This window comes from Bartonella heixiaziensis (genome assembly GCF_046245125.2).
Taxonomy (GTDB): domain Bacteria; phylum Pseudomonadota; class Alphaproteobacteria; order Rhizobiales; family Rhizobiaceae; genus Bartonella; species Bartonella heixiaziensis.
The window spans coordinates 189,621-215,526 of the sequence record NZ_CP176404.1 but is presented as its reverse complement, the minus strand read 5'-3'; the positions used below and the strand labels follow the sequence as shown (position 1 = coordinate 215,526).

The following is a 25,906-nucleotide window of genomic DNA, read 5'->3' as shown; positions in this document are numbered from 1 at the left end:
TCAGAGATTTTAGCGCGCTTTTATGTGATTAAACTAACTTTGCTTGACGAACAACATCTATAATATCTTGACAGCAATTATTTTTACCAGCAACTAACAGCCCATATTGATAAGGTTCAATCCCATAAGATATAAAAGGCGCATCCAGTGGTAGAAAACATCCCCCGCATTCCTGTAAAATAAGATCAGCAGCAGCAATATCCCATTCATGACAATTCGGACGAACAAACACGATATCGATCTCATCTTGAGCAACCAAAACAATACGATACGCGAGAGAGGGAATGTATTGGTAAAAAATAACCTGATTAAGAAAATCATCTGGCAATTTTTGCGCTAGCGATTTATCAAGCGAAACCTTATATTTGCGATTAACTTGAGATGCCAACAGAGGAAGCTTTATGCCATTTAATGTCGCCCCTCCACCAGTAACAGCTGCATAAACATCCCCCTGAGCCGGACACTGTAAAACACCCACAATAGGACGCCCATTTTCAATAATGGCAATAGAAATACACCAATAGATACTGCCAGAAAGAAAACCTCGAGTCCCATCAATAGGGTCAACCACAAAATAGCGTTCATAAACACGTTGCCCACGATTATCTTTTGTTTCTTCTGAAATCCATCCATAATTTGGGCGTGCTTCAAGAAGCTTTTCCTTTAAAAAATGATCAACTGCAAAATCCGCCTCACTGACTGGTGAATTGCCATCTTTGATCCATACATCCAATTCACATCCAAAATACTTCATTGCTAAATCCCCTGCCTCTCGACAAACATCAAGCAAAAGATTTAGGTCAGAAGAATGCTGCACATTATTTTCCTGCAAGTGTCATTCCTTCAATTAACAAGGTAGGAGCAGCTGTACCATAACGCCGATCAATATCACTCGCAGGTGTTAAATGCGCTAACATATGGAGCAAATCAGAACCTAGCGTTACTTCGTTCACCGGATAAGCAATTTCACCGTTTTCAATCCAAAAACCGGAAGCACCACGACTATATTGACCAGTAACAAAATCAATGCCGTGCCCAAATAATTCTGTCACATAAAAACCACTCCGCAAATTTTTTATCATATCATGAGGCGATAACAAACTTGGTTCAATAGCAAAATTTGTACTCGCCGGCTGAACTAACGACGCCGAACGCACACCATGCCCATTGGTTTTAAGACCCAGTTCAAGCGCTGAAGACGAGGAAAGAAGCCAGTTTTTTAAGATACCATTTTCTATAATATTTAATGTTTGCCCCTCAACTCCCTCTCCATCAAAAGGACGAGATGCATTCCCACGCAATCGCAAAGGTTGATCTGTCACATTAACATCCGGTTTCATCACGGCTTTGCCTAAGGAATTTTGTAGAAGACTCGTCTTACGAGCCACGAATGCTCCATTCACCATAGATGCAATATGCCCAGCGATTCCACGAGCCGTACGCGGATCAAAAATAACATCAACACTCCCAGTAGCGGCACGAACTGCTCCTAAACGCCGAACCGCCCTTATCCCTGCATTTCTCCCTACATTTTCTGCAGCTTCCAAATCAGAAAAATGCAAAGCTGTTGTATAATCATAATCCCGCTCCATCGCAGTCCCCTCACCAGAAAGAGCACTACAAGAACGTGAAAAATAACTAGAGCGATAAGCCCCACAAAAACCATCGCTTGTAACAAGAATAAATCCACTACGTCCATAAGCTGTCGCTGCTCCACCAGAATTGCTTACCCCTTTAACATCAAGAGCTGCTGCTTCCATTTTCAAAGCATCTTCTGTTAAAAAATGACTGTCCGGAATGAAATTATCAAAAAGATCAAGATCTTTAGGATTCGTCACTAAATACTCTTTCTCTGCCAAACCTTCAAATAAACTGTCTGGAGAAGCTTTAGCCATCGCAACAGCACGTTCTGCTAGTTTCTGCGGATAAGCCGCTAAATTAGCAGAAACACTTGCTACTTTCTTGCCAACAAAAACCCTCAATACAAAATCATCGCTCTCTGAAGATTCTGTCGATTCAACTTTTCCCAAACGAACCGATACACGGGTAGAATGCGCGCGAACAATAACAGCATCAGCAGCATCCGCTCCAAAGCGCTTTGCTGCCTCAACCAATGATGCGGCTTTATCAATCTGACTCTTGTCAGTCATCATAGCTCCCTCAAATATTAATCGTTTATATTGATAAACAATTTGGCAAATCTATACAAAAATATAACATTCATATGCTCATTGATAAAAATTACGCACCATGCATGCATTCTTTTCTTTCAATGAAACGAGATTTTTCCCTTTATAATTTCTTTTTGAAAAAGCACAATATGTTGTATTCTTTTTGGCTTTAACCTTTTCAATTCGCTTTTGTCACTCCACAAGTCAAATCTGTGTACAATCGGATCAATAGAAGATCATGCAATGATGCCAGCTTTAAGCCTAATTTCTCAAGTGCTCAAATCACCAAAGAATGATCTAAACCCCTTCTCAATCCGCTACTGAGTACTAAACCAACTTTTATATTAATCTGCCCAATAGTATTCTCTAATTTGCAAGCAAGCATGAAAAAATACTTTACTCTCTGGCACACTCCTTTGCTTTTATGAACCCTCTTATCATGAACATGAACCTTGTGAAGGAAGTAAACCTTATAGACCGAACAAAAAATATCTCTCTTCATTATGATTTTACCAAAATCAAAAGTCACAAGTTTCTTTAACTCCAAATGGGTATGAATAATGCCATTGCTGATTCTTCCTTTTATATCTGTCGAAAATAACTTATGATTGTAGCATTCTTTCTTGGTGCTACTCGGTATAAACGATAGGATATTGTCTTTTCTTATGCATCATAGTGAATTATCCACTTTGTTATTAAATAGAAAAAGTCTGATCAACTGCCTCTTCTCGAAAGACAAATCTGAGATTACTGGAAAAATCTTGATTTAAAATTTGACACGTTTTCCCTTAGCCTTTTACTGAAATAATGGTCGTAGTACTATATTGTTATAAGCTGATGCCATCATACTATTTACCAGCGCTCAATGCTGCAACAGCTCTTGCATTGTGATGATCCACAAGAAGCATATTCACTCCTTTCATAAACGGTTTTTTTCCTTGTAACGTGCAAGAGAATGGTTGTTATTGATTCAAACATAAAAGGGTTTAAAATGAGAGAAGCTTACGATATTTGGAAGCTAATTTAATATGAAAATGACCAATTATAAATCAATGTGTTGCAATAAATGGACGATAGTGAACTGAAACTTTTAGAAGAATCTCAAATATTTTCTCTCTCACCCTCAATTCAGTTTACAAATAAGAGCTCCACCCAACTAATTTCGGAAAAATCATAGTCCATAATCTTTCTAGCAAGCTACAGAGATATTCGCTATTAAAAAAATTTGTACGCGTAAAAACAATCCTTTTTTGAAAAAATGTATCTATTGGAGTTAGGTTAAGCTTTATGGTATAGTTCTTTAGCTTGTTTTATCAGTTGGAATCTTTTAAATTGTACTTTTTAAAAACAGCCAAAGAAGAAATTATTTAGCTTTATATGATAAGATAGAATTCAATGATTTCTATAAGAGCTTTAGTGTAGAATTAATTCCATACCATAATCTCATTAGATTTTAACGAGTCATTGAAAATACTCATTCTAACGTGGGCTATAGTTCTTGCATCATCTCTTTTTGAAAAAATCAATTTTCTTCGTAAATGAATATAACTATAGAGGCGTTTTATTTTCAGTAAGAGCACGGCGGCTCATTTCCATCATTGCATCACGAAGATGCAATTTAATTTTTGATCCAATAATGACTCCAAATAAAGGGGGAAATAAGCCAGACATCGTTACCGTATGACGAATTTTATTGTTCGAAGAATTAGATTTCGTTGAACTAATGTACTCATGATCGAAAACCATGCGTGTAAAAAGAAGTCTAGCATAATCAGAAAAGCAAACATTTTTTATAACTTTATCAAGTGTAAAAGTTACTTTCGGCCCTTTTTTAGGCTTCATTTTTCCTACAGCCCCTGCTTTGAAAGCACCAGAAAGTTCTACCCACTCAAGTTCATGATCCCAACAAGGCCATGTTGACACATCTTCCCACATAGCCCAAATTTGCTCAGCACTTGCTTCTGTATTAATTTCTTCACTATGTATCCATTTAAACATTTCAAACCCTCTTCGTTTACAAATAATTCCTGTTTAGATACACTAAAAGATAATGTCAAAGTCACCCTTAAAGCTACACTAACAGCAAGAAATCAAGTCCATCAAAAACTTATTTGCACCTGTAGTGATTAAACTAACAAATGATACTCCTAGATTTAATGTATAAATATTTAGTACAATGAGAAATTTTAAATAGTTGATCAACAATAAAATGAATCTTAGCTATTAGATTCCCATTGCTTCGCGAATTCGAGCAGCATCATAAGCTGTAATTTCAAAAAAACCTCGTCGCGCTAACATCCCCCACTGAGGGTTGGTGAGAAATTTAAGTCCTTGAATCTCTTTTAAAACGATAGGTTGTGCTTGTTTATTAAAAATAACATTTTTTCGAAAAGGTGCAAATTGAAGCGCTTGTTCCACTTGATAAACGTGGTTATCTTTAAATATACACTGAAACTCTATTGTTTGAAGTACCTTCCCAGAGCGCATTTCGCACCGTGGGCAGTAAATGAAGGCTTCATCTCCCTTAGATGTTTTTCGAAGAGGTCCAGCTTTGCCGTGACAGACTTGAAGAAAACCAAATTCAGCTGCAAGCCGCGCATGATCTCTAGAAATCACCGCTATCCAATGTTTCATTTTATATTCACTCTTTCATAAAATAAGCAATATTTTCTACAATACGTGAAATATCTCTTTCAAGTTATCCAACAATGAAGGCAAGAACGCTGCACTGTTGAAAATACAAAGACATGAGGAAATCATTTCATCCGAAATGGTTGGGATCCCCCTTGATAAAAAGATAAGTTTTTATGATTTCTTGCTCTGTAACTTACGTTCACAAAGCAAACCACTCTAAGAAAGGCGTACGTGAAAAAAATCTGTATAAAAAATTATCCTATTGGATGAAAACGAGAGCTTTTTCAAAATCAAAGCTATGCTCGCAGTTTATAGAAACGTATTGCCGTATCACCATAAAAACGCTCATCATCTAGATAAAACACATCAGGTAAATGAATAATCGCGTCTTTCTTTTCTTCAAGAACAAAGAGGGCATCAGATTTTGCCCATCCTCCGTTTAGAACCTGAGCAAAAGCACGTTCACCTAAACAATGGCCATAGGGAGGGTCTGCACAGATAACATCAAACGGAAGCATCGTCCCAATACTACCAAGTTTGGTTGCATCACGACGTAAAATCCGTCCAATCCCTTGCAATTCAAACGATTCAATGTTTTTTTGAATTAATCCGCGCCCCTCAACCGAATTTTCAACAAAAACAGCAGCTTTTGCACCACGCGAAAGCGCCTCAATGCCTAAAGCACCCGTACCAGCAAAAAGATCAAGAACACGCTTATCTGCCCAAAATTGTTCTTCTCGGCTCGCAAGAATATTAAAAAGGCTTTCACGCGTACGATCACTCGTCGGGCGAATCGATTGATTAGTAGGCGCAAACAAAACGCGCCCAGCAAATTTACCGCCGATGACCCGCACGCGGTCCTCCAAATGGCTTCGATGCTTTTGCATCGCCGCTATATGGTTTGGATTTTTTCATGGCACCATTAAATGATTTCGTTTTTCGCTTATTCTCAAAAGAACACTCATCATGACCGCCTTTCATAAACTTTCCTGCTTTACTAGAAAAACGATCATTCTTGCCAGAAACACGCGCCTCACCGTAAGATGTTTTGCCTCGTTTTTGATCAAACCTTACCCCCCTCTCTTTTCGCAATTGTTCTTCTGGTAGCTTTTCCTTACCTCTATCGAAAGACCTCTTACCAACCGAACTTCTCTTATGGTCATGAGGATTATCCTCACTATAGAAAAGCTTCTTACGCGTACTCTGTGGGCGCGCACCAGGGGCCATCCAAACATTAGAACGGCGAGAGCGCGGCAAAGAACGCTCTGTTTTTTCACCCTCGTTTTTATCCTTGCGCATAAGTTTCTCATCAGGTTTTGTGCTCAACCATGACCGACTATGTCCTGTAGAACCGCCTCGCTGTTTGCGCTGTGTATCTCTCCCACTTGAACAAATCCAGCCATCATTTACGGCAGAAAAATCTTTATGACTTTGCTTTTCTGCAACAACTGTAGAATTTGAAAATGGCTTAAGAATAGGAGCATCAAAATCAGCATTGGCTTGCATAATCAAACGCTCCCCCAATTGCTCACGTAACATCCGTCCTTTTAGCTCACGAACTGCCCCTTCTTCTAAGTCAGAGAGCTGAAATGGGCCGTAAGATACACGAATTAAACGATTAACCGATAATCCTAATGCGCCAAAAACGTTCTTTATTTCACGATTTTTTCCTTCACGCAAAGCTACAGAAAGCCATACATTCGACCCCTGTTCACGTTCAATCGATGCCTCTATCGAACCATAGAAAATACCATCAATTGCAATGCCATTTTTCAGCTTATCAAGCGCACTTTGTTTTACTCTTCCATGAGCACGAACCCTATATTTTCGTACCCACCCCGTTAACGGAAGCTCTAATACACGTGCTAAACCACCGTCATTGGTTAACAACAAAAGCCCCTCTGTGTTAATATCAAGCCTACCCACAGAAAGGACACGAGGCATTCCTTTTGGCAAATTATCAAATACTGTCGGCCTACCTTCAGGATCACGGTTAGTGGTAACAAGGCCTGCCGGCTTGTGGTAGAGCCATAACCGCGTCCGTTCTATAGGAGACAAAGGTTTACCATCAACTGTAATAACATCAGAGCGTGTAACATTAAAAGCAGGCGTCGTCACAACTCTACCATTAACAACAATACGACCTGCAACAATCATCATTTCTGCGTCACGCCGCGACGCAACACCAGCACGCGCTAATCTTTTGGCAATCCGCTCACTCTCACTATTTTCGTTCATTTGCTTTCACACCAATCTCTTCCAGCACGCTCAGCAAATTTTTCACACGCACCACATCGCTTATCCTGAAAAGATGAAGTAGCACAATCATTTATCATTTTCTATCCTTTGACAGCAATAATCTACCTATTTACTTGCAAGCCATTTTTAAACACTTTAAAAAGCAATAGTGTTCTCTGTGCACAATAATAGCTTACTCATTTTACAAGCATCTCTCTATAAGAAAGAGGCTTCTGGCTCTTTAGGTTTCAGTAGAAAAAATACTATGATTTTGACTCCCATGGAAATAGCTCTTTTAGAAGCGCAATTGGCAGAAAAAAAAGACGAAGTCCCTGTAGGAGCAGTCATAATACGCGAAGCAACAATCATTGCACGCGCTGGTAATTATATAAAAAACCCACATGATCCTACAGGACACGCAGAAATGCGCGTTATCCGTATGGCCTGTGAAACGCTCCAAAGCGAAAGGCTTCCTGATTGCGACCTTTATGTAACGCTTGAACCTTGTGCTATGTGTGCAACAGCTATTTCATTTGCACGCATACGGCGCCTCTATTACGCAACAAGCGACCCCAAAGGTGGTGCCATCGAACATGGTCCACGCCTCTATCAACAGCCAACTTGTCATCATAAACCTGAGGTCTATTCTGGTTTCAAAGAAAAAGAAGCTGCTCAGCTGCTTAAAGATTTTTTTGCACAAAAGCGCCATTAAAAAGAATTGCTCTTTCTATTCAAAAGATCTTAAACAAGATAAAGTCTTCTTAAAAAGGCCACCAACTTTTCTTACCAGCACTCTTTTTCAAAGCACTTTTTCTCTCACGTTCTTTTAATGCTTCGTCTTTACCCTGTTGACCAACAGGTGCAGTCCTTGCCGGCTGACGATAACTTAAAGGCGGTTCAGTGAGATACCGACGATACTCCGCACTCCCAACGCGTGCTCTTTGACGACGTAAATATTCCTGCCGTTGCTTCGCATTCACCCGTGAAACATTTTCTGAACCATCAATAGATGTTACTTTTTTTGGAAAAACAGGAACTCTGCCTCTATCAGGATGTTGTTTTAGGCCATCCTGCGCTACGTCTTGTTGAGGTAGTGGTAAAACCGCACGCGAGCTAGAGCTTGGCACCACAAGTTTTGGACGGGATTTCATAACAAGCTGACTAGTATTGTTTGTCGGTGTTAAAGAGGTAATATTAGCGACATCTTCAAAAAATTGTAACGAAGCCGGCTTACCTGTACCATAGGTAGGAGCAGATAAACCACATCCCGTTAAGACAAGGCACATGCCCAAAATGCTCGTTGAAAATACTTTTGATTCACGTTTTTTCACTGCTTATCCATTTTTCTAAGTATCTAGCTGATAGATATTCCCGCGATTTATTGGGAGACCAACCCCATACAAAAATTACTCCCCAAAGACAAAATAACGAGGTTTACCCCTACCATAAAAAACTCTCCGCATCAATGACAGAATTCAAACGCTAACAACGCCGTTTACAATCTCGGATTTCTCCCCCTCTGATCCAAAATTTTTTAAATTTTGCCAAGCATCTGTAATTCCCGCAAAGCAGCCGCATCGCGAGCAGATACATCAGGATAAGCAGGATCACTCCCAACATCTTGCGTATAACGCCATGATCGAGCACATTTTGTACCTAAAGCCTTCCTCGGATATACCCCAACGCCTTCAACATCGCTTAGAGTAAAAGCATCTGACGGCGATACATCCTGAGTAATTGTGAGAGCACTGGTGATACAAATTTCCGCCATATCTAAATTTTCTAACGCCTCTAGTAAAACCGGATTAGAAATAAAAACAATAGGTGCTGCTTCTAAAGATGATCCAATACGCTTGTCAGCGCGTTCAAGCTCTAAAGCACCCGTCACAACTTTACGAACCTGCCGAACTTTTTTCCAGCGTTCAGCCAAAGATTCATTCTGCCATTCCCTTGGAACAAAACGGAATTGTTCCAAATGCACTGAACGACTTTCTGGATAACGCTCCAACCAAGCTTCTTCCATGGTAAAAGGCAACATCGGAGCAAGCCACGTTACCATTCGCTCAAAAATCTCCCGGACAACCTGCAAAGAAGCCTTGCGTTTTTTTGATGAAGGCGCATCGCAATAAAGAGAGTCTTTACGGATATCAAAATAAAATGCCGATAACTCAATGATTGAAAAATCTAACAATGCACGCATAATCTTTTTGAAATCAAACTCGTCATAGGCTCGATTAATCAATTGATCGAGTTCAAAAAGCCGATGTAATATAAGTTTTTCAAGATCTGGTAATGCGCAATAAGATATTTCTTCTCTTTCATCATGCGCCAACGTCCCAAGCATCCAACGAATCGCATTACGCAATTTACGATATGAATCCACATTCGTCTGAAGAATTTTTTTACCTAAACGCTGATCTTCCCAATAATCGGTTGTCATGACCCAAAGACGAAAAATATCAGCACCGGATGTTTTAATGATCTCTTGCGGAACAACCGTGTTTCCCAAAGATTTAGACATTTTTTTGCCATTCTCATCCAAAGTAAAACCGTGTGTAACCACCGTCTTGTAAGGAGAACAAGCGCGCGTACCACAGCTTTCCAAAAGAGAAGACTGAAACCATCCACGATGTTGATCAGACCCTTCAAAATAAACATCGGCAGGCCATTTTAAATCAGCCCGATCTTCTAGTACAAAACTATGACTTGCTCCAGAATCAAACCAAACATCAAGAATATCATGAACCTGAATCCAAGACTCATGTGCACGGTCACCTAAAAAACGCTCACGCGCTCCCTCAGTAAACCATGCATCCGCCCCTTCTGCTTCAAAAGCCCGCAAAATACGCTCATTCACGCACTCATCTTTCAGAACAACACCATCTTCATTGGCAAAAATACAAATTGGAACACCCCAAGACCGCTGGCGAGAAAGAACCCAATCAGGACGATCTGCTATCATAGAAGCTAAACGGTTTTGACCAGAAGAAGGAACAAAACACGTCTTCGAAACAGCCTCTAAAGCTCGACTGCGTAAAGTTGAACCATCGCCAAGATCTTTATCCATTGAAATAAACCATTGCGGTGTATTGCGGAAAATGACCGGCTTTTTTGAACGCCAACTATGAGGGTAGGAGTGTTTTAAGCGACCGCGTGCAAACAATCGATCCGCTTTAATTAAAGCGTTAATAACCTCTTTATTAGCATCACCCATTTTTCCATTATCATCAATAACGCGCACAGCCCCTTCTTTACGGTCTGGTCCAAAACCGGGAACATCCTTCGTATAAAAACCAGCATCATCAACGGGGAAAGGTATAGAAGAATCAATACCCACCTGCTCCAAGAGAGGCTTATAAGCGTTCCAAATTTCAAAATCTTCACGCCCATGGCTTGGCGCTGTATGAACAAAACCTGTACCAGCACTCTCTGTTACGTGCGAACCGTCAAGCAATGGAATTTTAAAGTTATACCCCCCAGCCAAACCTTTGAGTGGATGAGAAAGAACAAGCGTTTTAAGCTCATCAGGAAAAACAACGCGTAAACGCTTCAAAACAAGTTTCGCTTTTTCCGCACAGCTCATAGCTAACGCATCAGCAAAGAGAAGTTTTTCCCCAGCTTGAGGACCAAAATCATTTTCTGCGCTTTCAACTTCATAAATACCGTAAGGAATCTGCGACGAATAACTTACCGCACGGTTACCAGGAATTGTCCACGGAGTCGTTGTCCAAATCACAACATAAGCACCATATAAGTCATTAGAATCGGCTTCAATAACAGGAAATTTAACCCAAATAACCTCTGATTCATGATCGTGATATTCAATCTCTGCCTCAGCCAAAGCCGTGCGCTCAACTACAGACCACATTACAGGCTTTGAACCTCGATAAATCTGATCTGACATGGCAAATTTCATCAATTCACTGGCGATGCGTGCTTCTGCATGAAAAGCCATCGTAGTGTAGGGCGTGTTAAAATCTCCGACAACGCCAAGACGTTTAAATTCTTCACTTTGAATAGTTATCCAATGTTGTGCAAATTCACGGCATTCTTGACGAAATTCGTTAAGGGGTACATCGTCCTTGTTTTTCCCTCGCGCACGATATTTTTCTTCAATTTTCCATTCAATCGGGAGTCCATGACAATCCCAGCCTGGAACATAATTTGCGTTAAAACCACGCATTTGAAATGAACGAACAATTACATCCTTTAAAACCTTGTTCAGCGCATGTCCGATATGAATATGACCATTTGCATAAGGAGGACCATCATGAAGAATATAAAGTGGGCGGTCTTTTGCTTGCTGGCGCAATTTAGCATAAAGCCCGATATCTTCCCATCGCTCCATCAGCTCAAGCTCTTTTTGTGGCAGCCCCGCACGCATAGGAAAATTAGTTTGTGGTAAATAAAGAGTTTTCGAATAATCTATTGTTTCATTTTTCACAGTCATTGTGAAATATTCCCGTCCACTTTTACGATTTCATTTTTGCATAACTTCCCTGAACCCTGCAACTCTGGTTTTTCGATCTATGGGGAAAGCCAAGCCAATCATTCGTATTAGGCAGCGATCAAGAAGATATACCATCACGTTTCATGGGCTTTATCATGAAACTATCAAGAAAGGAAACCCAAAAATGATTCTCTAAAAAAATAAAGGCTCCACCACTGGCAGAGCCTTGTAATAACTTAATCTTACAACAAATCAGAATTTGTAAGCTACACCAACACGGAAATCATTGACTTTGTAGCTAATTTCAAGGTTTTCCTTTGCAAATTTCTTTTTACCAAAGTCTGAGTAACGATATTCTGCACGTACCAAAACGTTGTCGGTCATTGCAAAGTCAATACCACCACCAAGAGTATAACCAACCATCGTCTTTGTTTCGTCAGTTAAGTTCTTAGAAGAAGCTTCTTTACCACCCTGTTTCTTAAGTGTTATTGATATAGTGTCGTGAAACTGCGCATAAGCAATACCACCAGCAACATAGGGCATAATGCGATCAGCAGCAAAACCGATACGCACTCGTGCAGCCCCACCCCAATTTTGTTTAAAAGTATGGCTTATAGTTTCAACATCTCCCTCTTGGTTCAAACCAAGACCAGAGATCTCCTTCTTCAATTGCTCTATACCATATCCACTCGCACCGTTTTCATCTGTAGTTTGTGTACCTTGCGCACTGCGTCCAGCCACATTCTGCGCACCATGAGGATTAGAAACATGTGGATGATTCCTATACGGATTAGCACCACTACCATGTGGATTAGAACCAGCACTGTGTCCAGCTCCATGATGCGCACCATGCGAATGAGCACCATGTCCACCACCGTTAGATGCACCATTATGACCAGAATTGACAACTGGTTCTGCTGATTCATCTGATGACGCGGATCGTGCCAATACTAGTTGAGATTTCGCTGCTGGTGCTGACTGCACTGCTGGCTTTGCTGATACTGTTGCTGACTTCGCTGGTACTGCTGCTGGCTTCACTGATGCAGAGGATGCTGGTGCTACTGACACTGATGCGGATCTCACACCTGAATTGGATACCGTCCCTGCTGACTGTACTCTGCCTCTTACCCCTGAATCTGTCGATACTCCTGATCTTCCTACTCCAGAGGATGTGGGCGTTGACTTCCCTGATGTGGGTATTGTTCTTGCTAACCCTTCTCCACTTCTTGCACCTGAACCTCCAGTTCTAATTGACTCCGTTGATGCGGATCCCTCTGCTGACCTTACTGTGCCTCCTCTCTCTGACGTCGATACTTCTGACCTCCCTACTTCAGAGGATGTGGAATTTGGCTTAGCCGGCCCCGTTGATGCTGTTGGATTCACTGCTGGTGCTGATGGCACTGCTGCTGGTGTTGGTGATGATGACCCAGTTGGTGTTGATTGTGATGGCGTTGTAGTTAATCCTGATGAATTTCCTGGTGATAGCTTCTTCGGTGTTCGTGAATCCGTTGATGTTGGTGTTGATGGTAGTGCTCTTTCTGCTGTTCTGCGAGATCTTGTTACCACATTGTCTACTGAAGCATTACCAGACGCGCTTAAAGTAATCGTTTTTGTGTGTTTTTGTCCAGCCCAATTTAAATCCGTATCGATACTAAAGATAAAATTATCGCCAAGATCAATATTAGAACCTATGTAAAGACCACCTTCAAAACCTGATAGCTTAGGCAACCAATCCTTACTCAGTGGAATGTCTTTGTCTTCACCGACAAAACTCATATTGGTTTTACCAGAAAAACCACCAACTTGGCCACCGAGATAAAAACCTGCCCATGTGAAAGCCGGAACTACAATAGCTGGCTGAACAGCTCGAGCTGGCTGATGAGGAACCATAACATCCGCCGCTTGTGCCGCAGAAGCTGATATTAAAGCAAAAATAGAAGCTGATATTAAACGTTTCGTGCTCATAAATTATCTCCAAATATACAAAACGTATTGTATATAGGACATCTATTTAAAAATATCTGTAGCAAAAATGACACATTTACAAAAAATCACAAAAAAGAAGCCCCGTCAAAGACGGGGCTTCTTAGTAATCTCATTTTATACTAATAAGTTAGCTTTGTGCTCAATTAAAATTTGTAAGCTACACCAACACGGAAATCATTGGTTTTGAAATTATATTCTTTTTCTTCTGTTCCAAAAAATTTCTTTTTACCATAATCTGAGTAACGGTATTCCGCACGCAACAGAACATTGTCAGTCATTGCGAAATCAACACCACCACCAATGGTGAAACCAACCATGGTTGCTGTTTCACTAGACGCTGTTTTACCAAAAGATGAACCATCTACCTTCACCATTCCATAAGTAGCTTCTAGCTGCGTATAAGCAACACCCCCAGCTACATAAGGCATAACACGATCAGCAACAGCAAAACCAATACGTACCCGCGTAGCACCAGCCCATTTTTGTTTAAAACCAACACCTTCTGCCTCCGTCGCAGAAATCTTTACAGCTCTAGGAGTAGCAGCTCCCGTTGGAGGAGTAGTTTCTGTTGGAGGAGTAGTTTCTGTTGGAGGAGTAGTTTCTGTTGGAGGAGTAGTTTCTGTTGGAGGAGTAGTTTCTGTTGGAGGAGTAGTTTCTGTTGGAGGAGTAGTTTCTGTTGGAGGAGTAGTTCCTGTTGGAGGAGTGGTTTCTGTTGGAGGAGTAGTTCCTGTTGGAGGAGTAGTTCCTGTTGGAGGAGTAGTTCCTGCTGGAGGAGTTACAGCTGGTGCTGCAGCTGTTCTTATATCCTTTTTACCAGACCAAATTATATCTGTTTCAACACCCAAAACAAGACCATTTCCAAGATCAAAGTTAGACCCTGCATAAATACCACCAATCAAACCTGAAAGTTTAGGCGATAAATCTTTATAAATTGAAGTATCTCTATCCTTATCTTTCAAGTCAAATTTACTAGAAAAACCACCAATCTGGGCACCGAGATAAAAACCTGTCCAAGAGAAAGTAGGGGCAGTAATAACTGGCGTTACTTCATGTGGAACGATAACATCAGCAGCCTGTGCCGCAGAAGCTGAAATCAAGGCGATAACAGAGGTCGTCATTAAAGATTTTATATTCATAAATTTTGCTCCTTTATTTTATAACGCAATGCTATACACCTAAGCAAAAAAAATCTGTAGTAAAAATGACACAGTTGTACAAAATAGAGACTCCATTCGAAGACAAAACCTCTTAATAATTCTGTTTTGTACTAGAACTTGTAAGTTATATTACTGAAATCATTGGTTTTACAGTTAAGTTCCTGCTTTTCATTTAGGAATTTCCTTTTACCAAAATCTACGAACAACAACATCCTGCATGCATAATAATATGAGCCATGTGATAATAAGGCAACACTAAACAAAGGAAGCTCCGTTTTTGGCGGAGCTTCTTCGTAATTTAAGCTTATAATATATTAAAATTTGTAAGCTACACCAACGCGAAAATCATTAGTCTTATAGTTAAATTCAGCCTCATCATCTTTGAATTTCTTTTTACCAAAATCCGAGTAACGATATTCCGCACGTAACAAAATGTTATCAGTCATTGCAAAATCGATGCCACCACCAAGGGTAAAGCCCACCATCGTTTTTGTTTTATCACCCACAGTACCAGAAACTGTTTTACTTGGTTTATTATCTACTGATTTCTTTGTTCCCGAAACCATAGCGATACCTTGCATCTGCGCATAAGCAATGCCACCAGCAACATAAGGCATAATGCGTTCAGCAGCAAAACCTATACGTACTCGTGTAGCACCAGACCATTTTTCTTTATAAGTAAAGGTATATGATCCAGTATCGCCTACTCTAAATTTTTCAGCTTCGCTCAACTTAATGCCGGCCTTTGTAAGTGCCTCGTTAAAATCCTCAAGATCATCAACCTCAAGCTCTTTCGTAAAGAACGTTTTTGTATCTCCTCTATCAGCCCAAACTGCATCTGTTTCAATCCCTAGAATAAGACCATTCCCAAGATCTATATTGGAACCTCCATAAAGACCACCCATGAAACCTGAAGGTTTGGGTGTATTATCTTTAGTGAAAAGTTTATTTTTTGTATCCGGATCAGTTACTTCAACCTTACTTGAAAAATTTCCAACTTGAGCACCAATATAAAAACCTGTCCAAGAAAATGTAGGAGCAGTGACAATGGAAGTTTCTCTATGAGAGGATGCCTCATTTGGCACTACAATATCAGCAGCCTGTGCCGTAGAAGCTGAAATCAAAGAGATAACAGAGGTCATCATTAAATATTTTATATGCATAAATTTTTCTCCTAAATCTAAATAATGCAATGCTGCGTAACCATGCAAAAAAATCTACAATAAAAATGATACAGTCTTACAAATGGAACCTCTACCTAAAGATAGAACGGCTTAATAAGTTCGTTGTACATTACTGTCTGTCAATTACAGACACGAACCTTATTGGTGTTGTAAGAAGTTCATCTTTGTCCTTCAAAAAGTTTATCCAAAACAATGAATAACGATATTTCGCATGTGCAACTATGAGGGATGTAACAATATAGTCACAGAAAACAACAGAAGTTCCATCAAGGACAGAACCTCTGAATAATTTAGCTTACAAATACGTTAAAATTTGTAAGCTACACCAACGCGAAAATCATTGGTTTTGTAAGAAGTTTCATATTTATCGTTTGAGAATTTCTTTTTACCAAAGTCTGAGTAACGATATTCCGCACGCACAATAACATTATTGGTCATTGCTAAATCAACACCCGCACCAAGAGTGTAGCCAAAAAATGTCTTTGATTCATCAGACAAATTACCAGAAGCAATTACTTTACCTGTATCCTTGTCTGTTATTGATATTGATGTGATATCTTGAAGCTGTGTATAAGCAATACCACCAGCAACATAAGGCATAATGCGTTCAGCAGCAAAACCGATACGTACCCGCGTAGCACCAGCCCACTTTTCTTTAAAAGTGAAACTGCCTACGCGTTTATCACCAACTTTAAGTTTATCTGCATTAATCTTAATCCCAGATTCGTTCAGCAATTTCGTAACATATGCTATGTGATTTGGCTCAATCGCATATTTTTTTCCCATCTTAGTATCATTTTTATCGACCCAAATGATATCTGTATCAACACCTAGAATAAGACCATTGCCAAGATCAATATTGGAACCAGCATAAAGACCACCCATGAAACCTGATAGTTTAGGCAAAAAGTCATCAGGCACCGGAATGTTTTTTCCATTACTGAGAATATCCATTTTCGTTTTACTCGAAAAACTCCCAATCTGACCACCAATATAAAAACCTGTCCAAGAAAAAGTAGAAGGAACTATAACCGGAGTAACTGGTGTAGGCTGAGGGGGAACAATAACATCTGCTGCCTGCGCTGCTGAAGCTGAAACAAAAGCGAAAGCAGAAGCCGTTATTAACCATTTTATATTCATAATTTTTCTCCATAGCTGATATTTGAACACGCTGTCTCATATAGAGCCCCAACTATAGATATCTGTAGCAAAAGTGACACACTCATAAAAAAAACAAGAAATCTGTTAAAGATCTCCTCTTTTAGTCATCTGAACTGTAATAAATGAGAATTTGCAAGCTATGCTGATGTAAGAATTATAACCAAGCATCAAATGTAATACTGTTTTCTTTATTTCACAAAAAGCCTCAATCTCCCTCCCCTCTCCGTGAAAAAACAGTTGAGTTATTGCAAAAATGCAATCTCCCTCACATGTCCAGCAATACTAGCTTTGGCTTTAATCATGGCATGACCCAATGCAATGACTTGACCTGTTAAACTTCTCTTCTAGAAACTGAAAAAGAAAATCCATCTCTACGCATAAACTCTATCACTAAAAATACCAAACACCACAGAAATCACCGCCCCCCAATCCAACCCATTAAAAAATTAGGACTCTTTACGCATTTATTATTTTTGAAATACTTTCACATCATTTTATTTTCTGCTTCTTGCAAAACGTTCAAAAATCTTTTCTAAGAGCGTCTGCACAGTCTTACCTAATAGGTTTTCCACCTCTTTTGTGGTCGTCTTCTATTCTATTGGACAAACCGTTCCTAAGACACAACTCTTACTGAGATAAACGCTTATCTTCACATAAAAACTCTCTCTGAAGCCTAAAACTGAGTATAAACTCTGCACTAAATAGAAAACTCTTCCTGAAATCTTTAACTTAAATGTTGTTCAAAAATCATCACTCTGTTCCCAAAAACAACTTACGCCCTCCCCTTAAACTTCCGTAGTAAAAATAACACAACTCAATATAAAAAATTAAAACCCATTTAAAATGCAACTTTGTAACATGTTAAATTACACAAGCCAAAATCTATAAATTACTCGTCTACAAACGCACAAATTTTATATTCCGCGTTGCCATTATCCTCATTTATTATTCCTAATTACGATGCCTGCAACTCACAAGCACGACACCCCCACAATCATCACAAAACAGCCATCAAAACTAATAGCACAAATAAACAGCACTTCTCACTTTTAAGCTAGCCAAAACACTTATATTCCACGAATCTTACTGATGACCGAGAGTAAACTACACATTTTGATACTGCTTCTTTTCCTACTTAAAACTCATCGGACTTCGCCAAAACAGTTTTGGTCGTCCTTTTCCTCTACAAGATTTTCTCCCTTTTTCAGCCCGATACGTTACAGGTACCAACTGAGCAGCCTGCCCCTGTTGATTATTAATAATAGGAGAGAATTTTGTTCGGAAAGGTTCACCTAAAGGATTGCCAATCTGTGTATGTGCATCAGAAAGTAAACTTTTAGAAGAAGAAACTCCCTCTACGAGCTTTTGAGCAACTATAAAACTAGCGGACTGAGCCACAGAAATTGAAGCGAAAGTAGCATAAGCTGTAATAAAATATATCATTTTCATAGACCCATCTCCATAATAAATATCCATAATGTATTTTATGTAGCGCGCTCCCTTTAAACTTCCATAGAAAAAAGTGATGGGCTTATATATGAATAGAAATTTTAAGCTATGCCAACACAAAAATCATTCGTTTTGTATTCTCAGTAGAACACCATGCACCAATCAGAGATACAACAAACTAAACAGGTATTTATCACTATACTTCTCTAGCAAAACCATTTACCAAATAGCAAAATCACATTGATTTATAATCATAATTCATTGTTTTGTATATTGAAGAAAATAAAATCACTTGCTTGCACCTCACAAGCGAGACTAGTGTATGAGTAAAAATCGTTTAAGAAAGAAATAAAAACACCTCGTATGAATCGTCTTAATTCTAGAACTTTCGCAATTTTAGGACTAGCAAAGAGTATCAGGGGCCAGCTTACACCTTCACAAGCGTAAATATGGTGGTGCCAATGGCTTTGCCGTTATACCATCCACGGACGCTATCGTGAAATGGGCTTAATTGCCTTGAGAAATATTTCTTTAAAAAAATCCCGTGAATATGTAACACAATGGCGTTCTGTTTTGCATGAAGGGTGTGATCCCATTAAAGAAAGTGAGAAACAAAAGCGTGAGGCAATGCAAAATCTCTATTGTTTAAAAGATATTGCTTTGGACACTTTTAAAAGCAGTAAAGCAGAATTAAAAAATGGTGGTAAAAATGGGAACTGGTTTTCGCCTTTAAAACTTTATATTCTCCCTAAATTAGATTGTATTCCCATTTCAGAGATTATCCAAATAGAAATACGCAATACTCTTGCTCCCATCTGGCATACAAAAGCTGTTACAACTGCGAAAGCACTTATCCGTCTTCAATCTTTGTCTTAAACATGCTTCTGCCTTAGGGCTGGACGTTGATCTACAGATGACAGAAAAAACATGCGCTTTCTTAGTAAATAACGCCATAAAACGCAAAATATGCCGACTATGGATTGGAAAAAGATTTCAACTTTTTATAAAATACTTTGCGAAAAAAAACATAACACAACTGACTTTACATCTGCTTATCCTTGTACACATTCCTTGCATCATATCCATAAATATCAAATGCATGGGATATATAGACAATTCCTGCTGAGAATTGAAAGGTTTACGTAATGCTACAACAGAATTTCACGTGCCCTTATCATTAGAAGTATTGGAAATTCTGAAACAAGCACGCCTACTTTCTTGCAATGATTGTTTTTCTGCTACCAGTCGCGATCCCCTTAATGTGAATTCTCTGTCACAATATATGAAAGAGACTGGTTTAAAGTATATCCCCATAGTTTTCGTTCTAGTCTATGCGATTGGCTAGTCGATACAATTTTCGACAGATATTCCTATAGAGAATTTTCTATGTGCTATCATTACCTCGTGCTACCATCACCTATAAAACTATCTGTATCTTTTTTGTTTAACTAAAAAAAACAAAGACAATTATAAACACAAACAAGCACGTACACATATATGTGCTCTTATTGCGCAACCCTCAAATTAAAGAGCATTACTCTATAAAAATTTTGTCATAAAACGTGAGAATCAAGACAGATGAGAAAAGAAAAAATGAAAATGCCCATAGATTATGGGCATTTTGCTCTGTTACATCACTCATTCTTCTCGCTTTGGATAAAAAGTAAATTTTAAAACTTAACTATGCGCGAAAATATCAACCTCTGACCATCCTAAAAGATCAAGCTTTGCCCTCATCGGCAAAAACTCAAAACACGCCTTCGCAACATTTTCCCGCTCTTCACGCCTTAAGCGCTCTTCAAATATATCTCTTAAACGGTGCAAATATAAAACATCCGATGCAGCATATTCGATTTGCGCACGCGATAAAACTTCTGCTGCCCAATCTGAAGACTGTTGCTGCTTAGAAATATTAACATTTAGCAGTTCACTACAAATCTCTTTTAATCCATGACGATCCGTGTAGGTCCGCGTGAGTTTTGAAGCAATCTTTGTACAAAAAACAACATTTGGCATAACACCAAATGTATGCGCTAAAATAGCAAGATCAAAACGCCCAAAATGGAATATTTTAGTAATCGCCTTATCCTGAAGCAATTTTATCAAATTGGGCGCACTCTTCTGTCCTTTGGCAATCTGTATAACATCAGCAGTACCATCTCCAGAAGAAAGCTGAACAACACATAAACGATCGCGATGAGGTTGTAATCCTAAAGTCTCGGTATCAATCGCAACAGCATCAATTTGATAATTGTCTAAGTTTGGTAAATCACCCTGATGAACACGAATTTCAGTCATCTATTCTCCTGTTTTTGCTAAAGCTGCAAGAATACGCGCCCACGACCGCTGCCCTTTATGAAATGATTTTAAATTATATTTTTCATTAGGTGAATGAATACGGTCATCAGCCAATGCAAAACCAACCAAAATACTTTCCATATCAAGAATTGATTGAAAGTCTGCTACAACTGGAATCGAACCCCCCATAGCTGTTAATACAGCAGGAACTTCCCACTCTTGTGATAAAGCATCCCTTGCCAACTTGATAAAAGATGAATCATAGGGAAGCCGCATTGCCGGAGAAGAACCGTGATTCTTAAATGTCACTGTACAGTCAGCAGGAATCAAGCTGCGAACATAATCACGAAAGGCTTGACGTATTTTCTCTGGATCTTGTTTATGTACTAAACGACACGATATTTTTGCGCTTGCCTGAGAAGCAATAACCGTTTTAACCCCTTCTCCTTCATAGCCTCCACTAATACCATTAATTTCTGCTGTAGGACGCGCCCATACTTGTTCTAGAATGCTCCGCCCTTTTTCCCCAAAAGGAATGGAAAGGCCTATAGGACCAAGAAAGTTTTCAGCAGTGCAATTAAGCTCATTCCATGATTGCAAAATATGTGGTGGTGTTTCTTCTACGCCATCATAAAAACCAGGAATTGTTACCCTATTATTTTCGTCATGAAGTCCTGCTAAAACCTTAGCTAAAATACGAATGGGATTAGCTGCTACTCCTCCAAAATAACCAGAATGCAAATCACGATTAGCTGCTGTGATAATAATCTCTTCTGCCATAATTCCCCGAAGAGAAAGAGCAATAGATGGTGTATCTGCATCCCACATCGACGTGTCACAAACCAGTGCGCAATCAGCCTTAAGTTCATCTTTATTTGCTTTTAAAAAAGGAACAAGCGAAGGAGAAGCACTTTCTTCTTCACCTTCACATAAAATAGTAACTTTAACAGGAAGCTGTCCTGTTTCTTTCTTATATGCACGACACGCTTCAACAAACGTCATGAATTGACCTTTGTCATCTGAAGCCCCACGAGCACAAATAACTTTCTTTCCATCTCTCTCTTTTAAAGAAGGTGTAAATGGATCATCCTCCCATAAACTCAGAGGATCGACAGGTTGAACATCGTAATGTCCGTAAAACAAAACGTGCAGACAGTCCTCTGAAGGTCCTGGATGATGCCCTACGACCACTGGATGACCTAGTGTATCACGACGTGAAGCCTCAAAACCAATGCTTTTTAAATCTTCTACTAGCCAATCAGCTGCTTTACGACATTCACCCTTATAAGCCGAGTCTGTTGAAATCGATTGAAAACGCAAAAGAGAAAAAAGGCGTTCAAGGCTCTTTTCTATATTCTCATCAAGATGTGTTAGTACATTATTCAGCATAAAAACCTCTCAAGCCTCGTGTAATTGTAGATATGACTTTAAGCTTCTTGTAAGATTTTGCAAGACACCTTATTCATTTTTGACACTGCGGACAGTAAAAACTTGAACGTCCAGATTGTAAAATACGCATAATAGACGTCCCGCATTGCAAACAATCCTTTCCTTCTCGCCCATAAACCGAAAAAGAGTGTTGAAAATAACCAAGTGAACCATCCGCATGCACATAATCACGTAAAGAAGATCCACCAGAGAAAATCGCTTCAGCAATCACATTGCGTATATTGTATGCAAGGCACTTTGCAAATTCGCGTGCACGTACACCTTTTAATGCCAATGTAAATGCACTACGTTGTGGTGATAGTTGACTACGCCACAGTGCTTCACAAACATAAATATTTCCAAGACCGGCAATAATAGACTGATCAAGCAAAGCCGTTTTAAGAGATGTTTTTTTATTGGCAAAAGCCTTTTGTAAATAAGGACCAGAAAACGCATTACTCGTGGGCTCGAGCCCTAGCTTCTTTAAAAGTGGATGCTCATAAAGTCTTACTGTATCTGCTAAATGCATAAACCCAAAACGACGAGGATCATTATAGGTAAGACGATAAACTTGACCACTCACCGCTTGAATCTTCATAATAAAGTGATCATGCGCAACCAATTTGCCCACGGGAAAATATTGTTTTCCTAAAAGTTCATCCTCTATGCGCCACGATCCTGACATTCCTAAATGACTCAAAATCGTTGCATCCTGTGAAAGATGAAACAATAAGTATTTCGCACGCCGACCAAGTTCTAAGACTGTCCTCCCCACAATTCGCTCAGAAAACGCCTCTGGGAAAGGAAATCGTAAATCTCTACGATTAAGCGTAACAGATAGTATCTTTGCACCAGCTACGACCGGTTCAAGTCCACGACGAATTGTTTCTACTTCAGGAAGCTCAGGCATCACTCTTCTTAAATAAATTATGTGCTTTCCAATAAAGTACTCTTAAAAAATAATATTAAGCCCATTCACCCTTACGAAATACAGGAATTTTCGCACCATCCTGCGTAATACCATCTATGTCAATTTCACCCGATCCAATCATCCAGTCAATATGAATCACACTTTTATTACCGCCACGCGCTGCAATTTCTTCTGCCGTCAAGGATGCTCCATCTAAAAAGCACTTGGAATAACACTGCCCTAAAGCAATATGACATGCGGCATTTTCATCAAATAATGTATTATAAAAAAGAAGGTCACTCTTAGAAATTGGTGAAGAATGCGGAACGAGAGCAACTTCGCCCAATCGACTAGCACCCTCATCACTTTGCAAAACCTGTTGCAAAACTTCTTGGCCCACTGAAGCACGTGCATCAACAATACGCCCCGCCTCAAACCGTACCTCAATATTATCAATTAGTGCTCCTTGATAAGAAAGAGGCTTCGTTGAACGAACAAAACCTTCAACCTTATGAGCATGAGGCGTGGTAAAGACTTCTTCTGTCGGAATATTAGGATTGCAGACAACACCATTTTGAGCGGCTGATGCACCGCCATGCCATTCATGATCATCTGCCAAACCAACCATTAAATCAGTCCCTGGCCCTGTAAAATGCAAAGCAGAAAAGCGCATCCCATTAAGCCAAGATGACCGTTGCTTCAAAGTTGCATTATGTATAGCCCACGCATGCACCGGATCCTCTTCCGTAACACGTGAAGCAGCAAAAATTGCATCTGCTAATTTTTTAACTGCTTCATGAAGCGGCAAAGAAGGGAACATCGCCTCAGCCCACCCTGTCGTTGGATAAGCAACAATTGACCAGTTCATAGCAAAATTTGATATTTTCTTGAGAGCTGGCTGGTAAGCCATTGAAGTAGCCTTATTTAAACGCGCTACCTTATTCGAATCTTGATTGGAAAGAAGAAAAGGATTATCACCAACAATAGCTAAACGTGCTGCCCCATTTCCAAAAGCTTTCGCCATTCCCTCATAAAGCCAAGAAGGTGCACAATCAAAACTAGCAGTATGCGCATTTTCAAAGCGCGTAAGTGATAACACATCATCACTAAAAAGCGGTGTAATCACACCAGCACCAACTTTATAGGCATGATATGCAATACGCCTTACAAAAGGTAATGCTGAAACTGGAGCAGTCAAAACAAGATCTTGCCCCTCTTGTAGATTCAACCCGACTTTTACTGTAATTTCTGCAAGACGATTAAGTTTTTCAGGTGAAATTGTTTCATGAATATCAAAGTACATTACCAATATCCTTCCTTGATTATGAAAAAATTACCGGCTTCTGTACCGTTCTTCTAATACTGCAACAATTGCATTTAACTGATCTGATGAGGGCATAGTATACGCCACAAAGGGTTTTGTTTCCTCTTTCTTATCTATACGATTAGGCGCATATTTGGGAATCGGAACTTTATCAAGCTTTGCCATAACAAAAGGCGTGGTATGTTTCCTGTTTGCCTGTACTACCTCTATTGAAGCAGATGCGTTTTGCCTTTTCTCTACTTTTATTTCCTTACTTACTAAGCCTGTTGCATCCATGAAACTCGGCGCATTGCCAAGACGTTCTTGGGCAAACGCATACGCAACATCATAAGGGCGATTATTAGCAGGAACTTGAAGCGATCCATCACGCGCGCGCTTTTCATAAAAGGCATTACCTCCCGCAACACGAACATAGTACATATTTTTATAGGGGAAAGATAAACCGGCAGTATGAAAAAACATAGCATTTTTAATTTTCTTATCCCGTTCACCGCGTAAAACAGCATCAGCTGCCTCTTTAACACGAGCAACAGATGCCGGTTCCGTCATAGGACGCGTTAAAACACCGGGAGCAAACTGCTTATACTGACCAACAACACCACAAATCGTCTTTGGATAGGCAGTCGAATTAACACGATTCATAACAACGGTTCCAACAGCAATCATACCTTCACGACTTGTACGATTCGACTCAAAATACATTGCACGCATGAGACATTGTCGCTCTGTTAATGGATATATCCCTGTTTTGGTCTTCTTATTATCATTCAACTTTCCAGCATCAAAATGATTTAAAGCACATCCCACAATAACCAACGGCGCGACACAACAAGTAACAAAAACAGTCCAACGATTTTTTTTCATCTTATGCAATACATTTCCATATCTTTGAAGTATTTAGAATTTGAATAAGTTTTAAAGGTATCTTTACAGAAAGTATACGGTTAATTGTTATCACTTAGTAAAATTTTAATACAAGCAGTAATTTAAAGGCATTTATGCAAAATAAAAAATAAAAAACTCTTAATTTAAAGAATGAATGAATTCAGAAACTGTACAAATTAAATCAATATTGCCCTTCATTAATAATCAAATGTAACCGTACAATACCCTCCCTCACGCTTCGCTTGCAATAAATACTATACATTAAAAAAATAGCCAACGACTATACACATGAAAAAGATTGGGATACTATAACTATCTGCATTCATATTGAAGCTCTTAACAAAACATTCCCTTCCCTTGCTACGAATTTTACAAAATAATCAGAATGAAGATTTCCCTACGACTAAAAGAGTAAATAATGAAACCACTCGAGATAAGAATATCTCAAACCAACCAATAAAAATCTGCACTCTCAGCTTTTAAAAAACTCTTTGTTTTTTGCCATTGTTTAGGATGCACAAATTACACCCCTCCTCCGATTATCCCGATTATCCCGATTATCCCGATTATCCCGATTATCCCGATTATATTGAAAAAAACACCCAATGTTTCTTCGCTTCAATAACAAAAG

At 39.4% G+C, this 25,906-nt stretch carries 19 protein-coding genes and 1 pseudogene; 2 read left to right on the top strand and 18 right to left on the bottom strand.

Going from position 1 to position 25,906, the window contains the following annotated elements; translation table 11 throughout:
- Positions 1-28: 28 nt before the first annotated feature.
- From ACKC4Y_RS00770 to ACKC4Y_RS00745, 6 genes are all read right to left on the bottom strand, one after another.
- Positions 29-832, bottom strand: coding sequence for a 3'(2'),5'-bisphosphate nucleotidase CysQ (locus tag ACKC4Y_RS00770; protein ID WP_409361544.1), 804 nt, complete (start codon positions 830-832; stop codon positions 29-31).
- Complete coding sequence (locus ACKC4Y_RS00765; RefSeq protein WP_409361543.1) at positions 819-2,150, bottom strand: TldD/PmbA family protein; 1,332 nt, start codon at positions 2,148-2,150, stop codon at positions 819-821. Before ACKC4Y_RS00765 ends, ACKC4Y_RS00770 begins: the two co-directional genes overlap by 14 nt.
- A gap of 1,569 nt (positions 2,151-3,719) precedes the next feature.
- Positions 3,720-4,169 carry a hypothetical protein gene (locus ACKC4Y_RS00760; protein WP_409361542.1) on the bottom strand — a complete coding sequence of 150 codons (450 nt, stop codon included), beginning with the start codon at positions 4,167-4,169 and terminating at the stop codon, positions 3,720-3,722.
- A gap of 225 nt (positions 4,170-4,394) precedes the next feature.
- Positions 4,395-4,805, bottom strand: a complete 411-nt coding sequence (locus ACKC4Y_RS00755; protein ID WP_409361541.1) for an EVE domain-containing protein — start codon at positions 4,803-4,805, stop codon at positions 4,395-4,397.
- Positions 4,806-5,101: 296 nt separating this feature from the next.
- Complete coding sequence (rsmD, locus tag ACKC4Y_RS00750) at positions 5,102-5,659, bottom strand: 16S rRNA (guanine(966)-N(2))-methyltransferase RsmD (RefSeq protein ID WP_409361540.1); 558 nt, start codon at positions 5,657-5,659, stop codon at positions 5,102-5,104.
- A complete protein-coding gene (locus tag ACKC4Y_RS00745) occupies positions 5,640-7,043 on the bottom strand; it encodes a pseudouridine synthase (protein ID WP_409361539.1) in 1,404 nt (467 codons plus the stop codon). The genes rsmD and ACKC4Y_RS00745 overlap by 20 nt, the downstream gene beginning before the upstream one ends.
- Before the next feature lie 265 nt (positions 7,044-7,308).
- Between ACKC4Y_RS00745 and ACKC4Y_RS00740 the strand changes: the two genes are divergently transcribed.
- A complete protein-coding gene (locus tag ACKC4Y_RS00740; RefSeq protein ID WP_409362121.1) occupies positions 7,309-7,755 on the top strand; it encodes a nucleoside deaminase in 447 nt (148 codons plus the stop codon).
- 49 nt (positions 7,756-7,804) lie between these two features.
- Here ACKC4Y_RS00740 and ACKC4Y_RS00735 read toward each other — a convergent pair whose 3' ends face one another.
- From ACKC4Y_RS00735 to ACKC4Y_RS00705, 7 genes are all read right to left on the bottom strand, one after another.
- Entirely contained in the window at positions 7,805-8,374 is a 570-nt protein-coding gene (locus ACKC4Y_RS00735; protein ID WP_409361538.1) for a hypothetical protein, read from the bottom strand.
- Between the two features lie 203 nt (positions 8,375-8,577).
- Positions 8,578-11,493 carry an isoleucine--tRNA ligase gene (gene ileS, locus ACKC4Y_RS00730; RefSeq protein ID WP_409361537.1) on the bottom strand — a complete coding sequence of 972 codons (2,916 nt, stop codon included), beginning with the start codon at positions 11,491-11,493 and terminating at the stop codon, positions 8,578-8,580.
- Positions 11,494-11,745: 252 nt separating this feature from the next.
- Positions 11,746-13,458 carry an outer membrane beta-barrel protein gene (locus tag ACKC4Y_RS00725; RefSeq protein ID WP_409361536.1) on the bottom strand — a complete coding sequence of 571 codons (1,713 nt, stop codon included), beginning with the start codon at positions 13,456-13,458 and terminating at the stop codon, positions 11,746-11,748.
- A 164-nt stretch (positions 13,459-13,622) separates the two neighbouring features.
- Complete coding sequence (locus ACKC4Y_RS00720; protein WP_409361535.1) at positions 13,623-14,615, bottom strand: outer membrane protein; 993 nt, start codon at positions 14,613-14,615, stop codon at positions 13,623-13,625.
- Positions 14,616-14,950: 335 nt separating this feature from the next.
- Positions 14,951-15,799 carry an outer membrane protein gene (locus tag ACKC4Y_RS00715; RefSeq protein WP_409361534.1) on the bottom strand — a complete coding sequence of 283 codons (849 nt, stop codon included), beginning with the start codon at positions 15,797-15,799 and terminating at the stop codon, positions 14,951-14,953.
- Between the two features lie 327 nt (positions 15,800-16,126).
- Positions 16,127-16,960, bottom strand: a complete 834-nt coding sequence (locus ACKC4Y_RS00710) for an outer membrane protein (protein ID WP_409361533.1) — start codon at positions 16,958-16,960, stop codon at positions 16,127-16,129.
- A 1,152-nt stretch (positions 16,961-18,112) separates the two neighbouring features.
- The gene (locus ACKC4Y_RS00705; RefSeq protein WP_409361532.1) at positions 18,113-18,430 is read right to left on the bottom strand and encodes a hypothetical protein; all 318 of its coding nucleotides are present in this window, start codon (positions 18,428-18,430) and stop codon (positions 18,113-18,115) included.
- Between the two features lie 363 nt (positions 18,431-18,793).
- Between ACKC4Y_RS00705 and ACKC4Y_RS00700 the strand changes: the two are divergent.
- Positions 18,794-19,882, top strand: a pseudogene (locus tag ACKC4Y_RS00700) (tyrosine-type recombinase/integrase).
- 225 nt (positions 19,883-20,107) lie between these two features.
- Here ACKC4Y_RS00700 and ACKC4Y_RS00695 read toward each other — a convergent pair.
- The 5 genes from ACKC4Y_RS00695 to ACKC4Y_RS00675 all read right to left on the bottom strand — a co-directional run bounded on the left by ACKC4Y_RS00695 (position 20,108) and on the right by ACKC4Y_RS00675 (position 25,254).
- Complete coding sequence (locus tag ACKC4Y_RS00695) at positions 20,108-20,728, bottom strand: ribonuclease D (RefSeq protein ID WP_409361531.1); 621 nt, start codon at positions 20,726-20,728, stop codon at positions 20,108-20,110.
- Positions 20,729-22,117, bottom strand: coding sequence for a dipeptidase (locus tag ACKC4Y_RS00690; protein ID WP_409361530.1), 1,389 nt, complete (start codon positions 22,115-22,117; stop codon positions 20,729-20,731).
- 73 nt (positions 22,118-22,190) lie between these two features.
- On the bottom strand, positions 22,191-23,066 hold the full coding sequence (gene mutM / locus ACKC4Y_RS00685; protein WP_409361529.1) for a bifunctional DNA-formamidopyrimidine glycosylase/DNA-(apurinic or apyrimidinic site) lyase: 876 nt from the start codon (positions 23,064-23,066) through the stop codon (positions 22,191-22,193).
- A 55-nt stretch (positions 23,067-23,121) separates the two neighbouring features.
- On the bottom strand, positions 23,122-24,369 hold the full coding sequence (locus ACKC4Y_RS00680; RefSeq protein WP_409361528.1) for an aminopeptidase: 1,248 nt from the start codon (positions 24,367-24,369) through the stop codon (positions 23,122-23,124).
- Positions 24,370-24,399: 30 nt separating this feature from the next.
- Complete coding sequence (locus ACKC4Y_RS00675) at positions 24,400-25,254, bottom strand: cell wall hydrolase (RefSeq protein WP_409361527.1); 855 nt, start codon at positions 25,252-25,254, stop codon at positions 24,400-24,402.
- Positions 25,255-25,906: the final 652 nt, after the last annotated feature.

Excerpts from the sequence above, each read along its gene's own strand:
- ACKC4Y_RS00695 (WP_409361531.1), bottom strand. The coding sequence starts at position 20,728 with ATGACTGAAATTCGTGTTCATCAGGGTGATTTACCAAACTTAGACAAT.
- ACKC4Y_RS00765 (WP_409361543.1), bottom strand. The coding sequence starts at position 2,150 with ATGACTGACAAGAGTCAGATTGATAAAGCCGCATCATTGGTTGAGGCA.
- ACKC4Y_RS00760 (WP_409361542.1), bottom strand. The coding sequence starts at position 4,169 with ATGTTTAAATGGATACATAGTGAAGAAATTAATACAGAAGCAAGTGCT.
- ACKC4Y_RS00710 (WP_409361533.1), bottom strand. The coding sequence starts at position 16,960 with ATGAATATAAAATGGTTAATAACGGCTTCTGCTTTCGCTTTTGTTTCA.
- ACKC4Y_RS00745 (WP_409361539.1), bottom strand. The coding sequence starts at position 7,043 with ATGAACGAAAATAGTGAGAGTGAGCGGATTGCCAAAAGATTAGCGCGT.
- ACKC4Y_RS00740 (WP_409362121.1), top strand. The coding sequence starts at position 7,309 with ATGATTTTGACTCCCATGGAAATAGCTCTTTTAGAAGCGCAATTGGCA.
- ileS (WP_409361537.1), bottom strand. The coding sequence starts at position 11,493 with ATGACTGTGAAAAATGAAACAATAGATTATTCGAAAACTCTTTATTTA.
- mutM (WP_409361529.1), bottom strand. The coding sequence starts at position 23,066 with ATGCCTGAGCTTCCTGAAGTAGAAACAATTCGTCGTGGACTTGAACCG.
- ACKC4Y_RS00755 (WP_409361541.1), bottom strand. The coding sequence starts at position 4,805 with ATGAAACATTGGATAGCGGTGATTTCTAGAGATCATGCGCGGCTTGCA.
- ACKC4Y_RS00725 (WP_409361536.1), bottom strand. The coding sequence starts at position 13,458 with ATGAGCACGAAACGTTTAATATCAGCTTCTATTTTTGCTTTAATATCA.
- ACKC4Y_RS00705 (WP_409361532.1), bottom strand. The coding sequence starts at position 18,430 with ATGAAAATGATATATTTTATTACAGCTTATGCTACTTTCGCTTCAATT.
- ACKC4Y_RS00680 (WP_409361528.1), bottom strand. The coding sequence starts at position 24,369 with ATGTACTTTGATATTCATGAAACAATTTCACCTGAAAAACTTAATCGT.
- ACKC4Y_RS00715 (WP_409361534.1), bottom strand. The coding sequence starts at position 15,799 with ATGCATATAAAATATTTAATGATGACCTCTGTTATCTCTTTGATTTCA.
- ACKC4Y_RS00690 (WP_409361530.1), bottom strand. The coding sequence starts at position 22,117 with ATGCTGAATAATGTACTAACACATCTTGATGAGAATATAGAAAAGAGC.
- ACKC4Y_RS00720 (WP_409361535.1), bottom strand. The coding sequence starts at position 14,615 with ATGAATATAAAATCTTTAATGACGACCTCTGTTATCGCCTTGATTTCA.
- ACKC4Y_RS00675 (WP_409361527.1), bottom strand. The coding sequence starts at position 25,254 with ATGAAAAAAAATCGTTGGACTGTTTTTGTTACTTGTTGTGTCGCGCCG.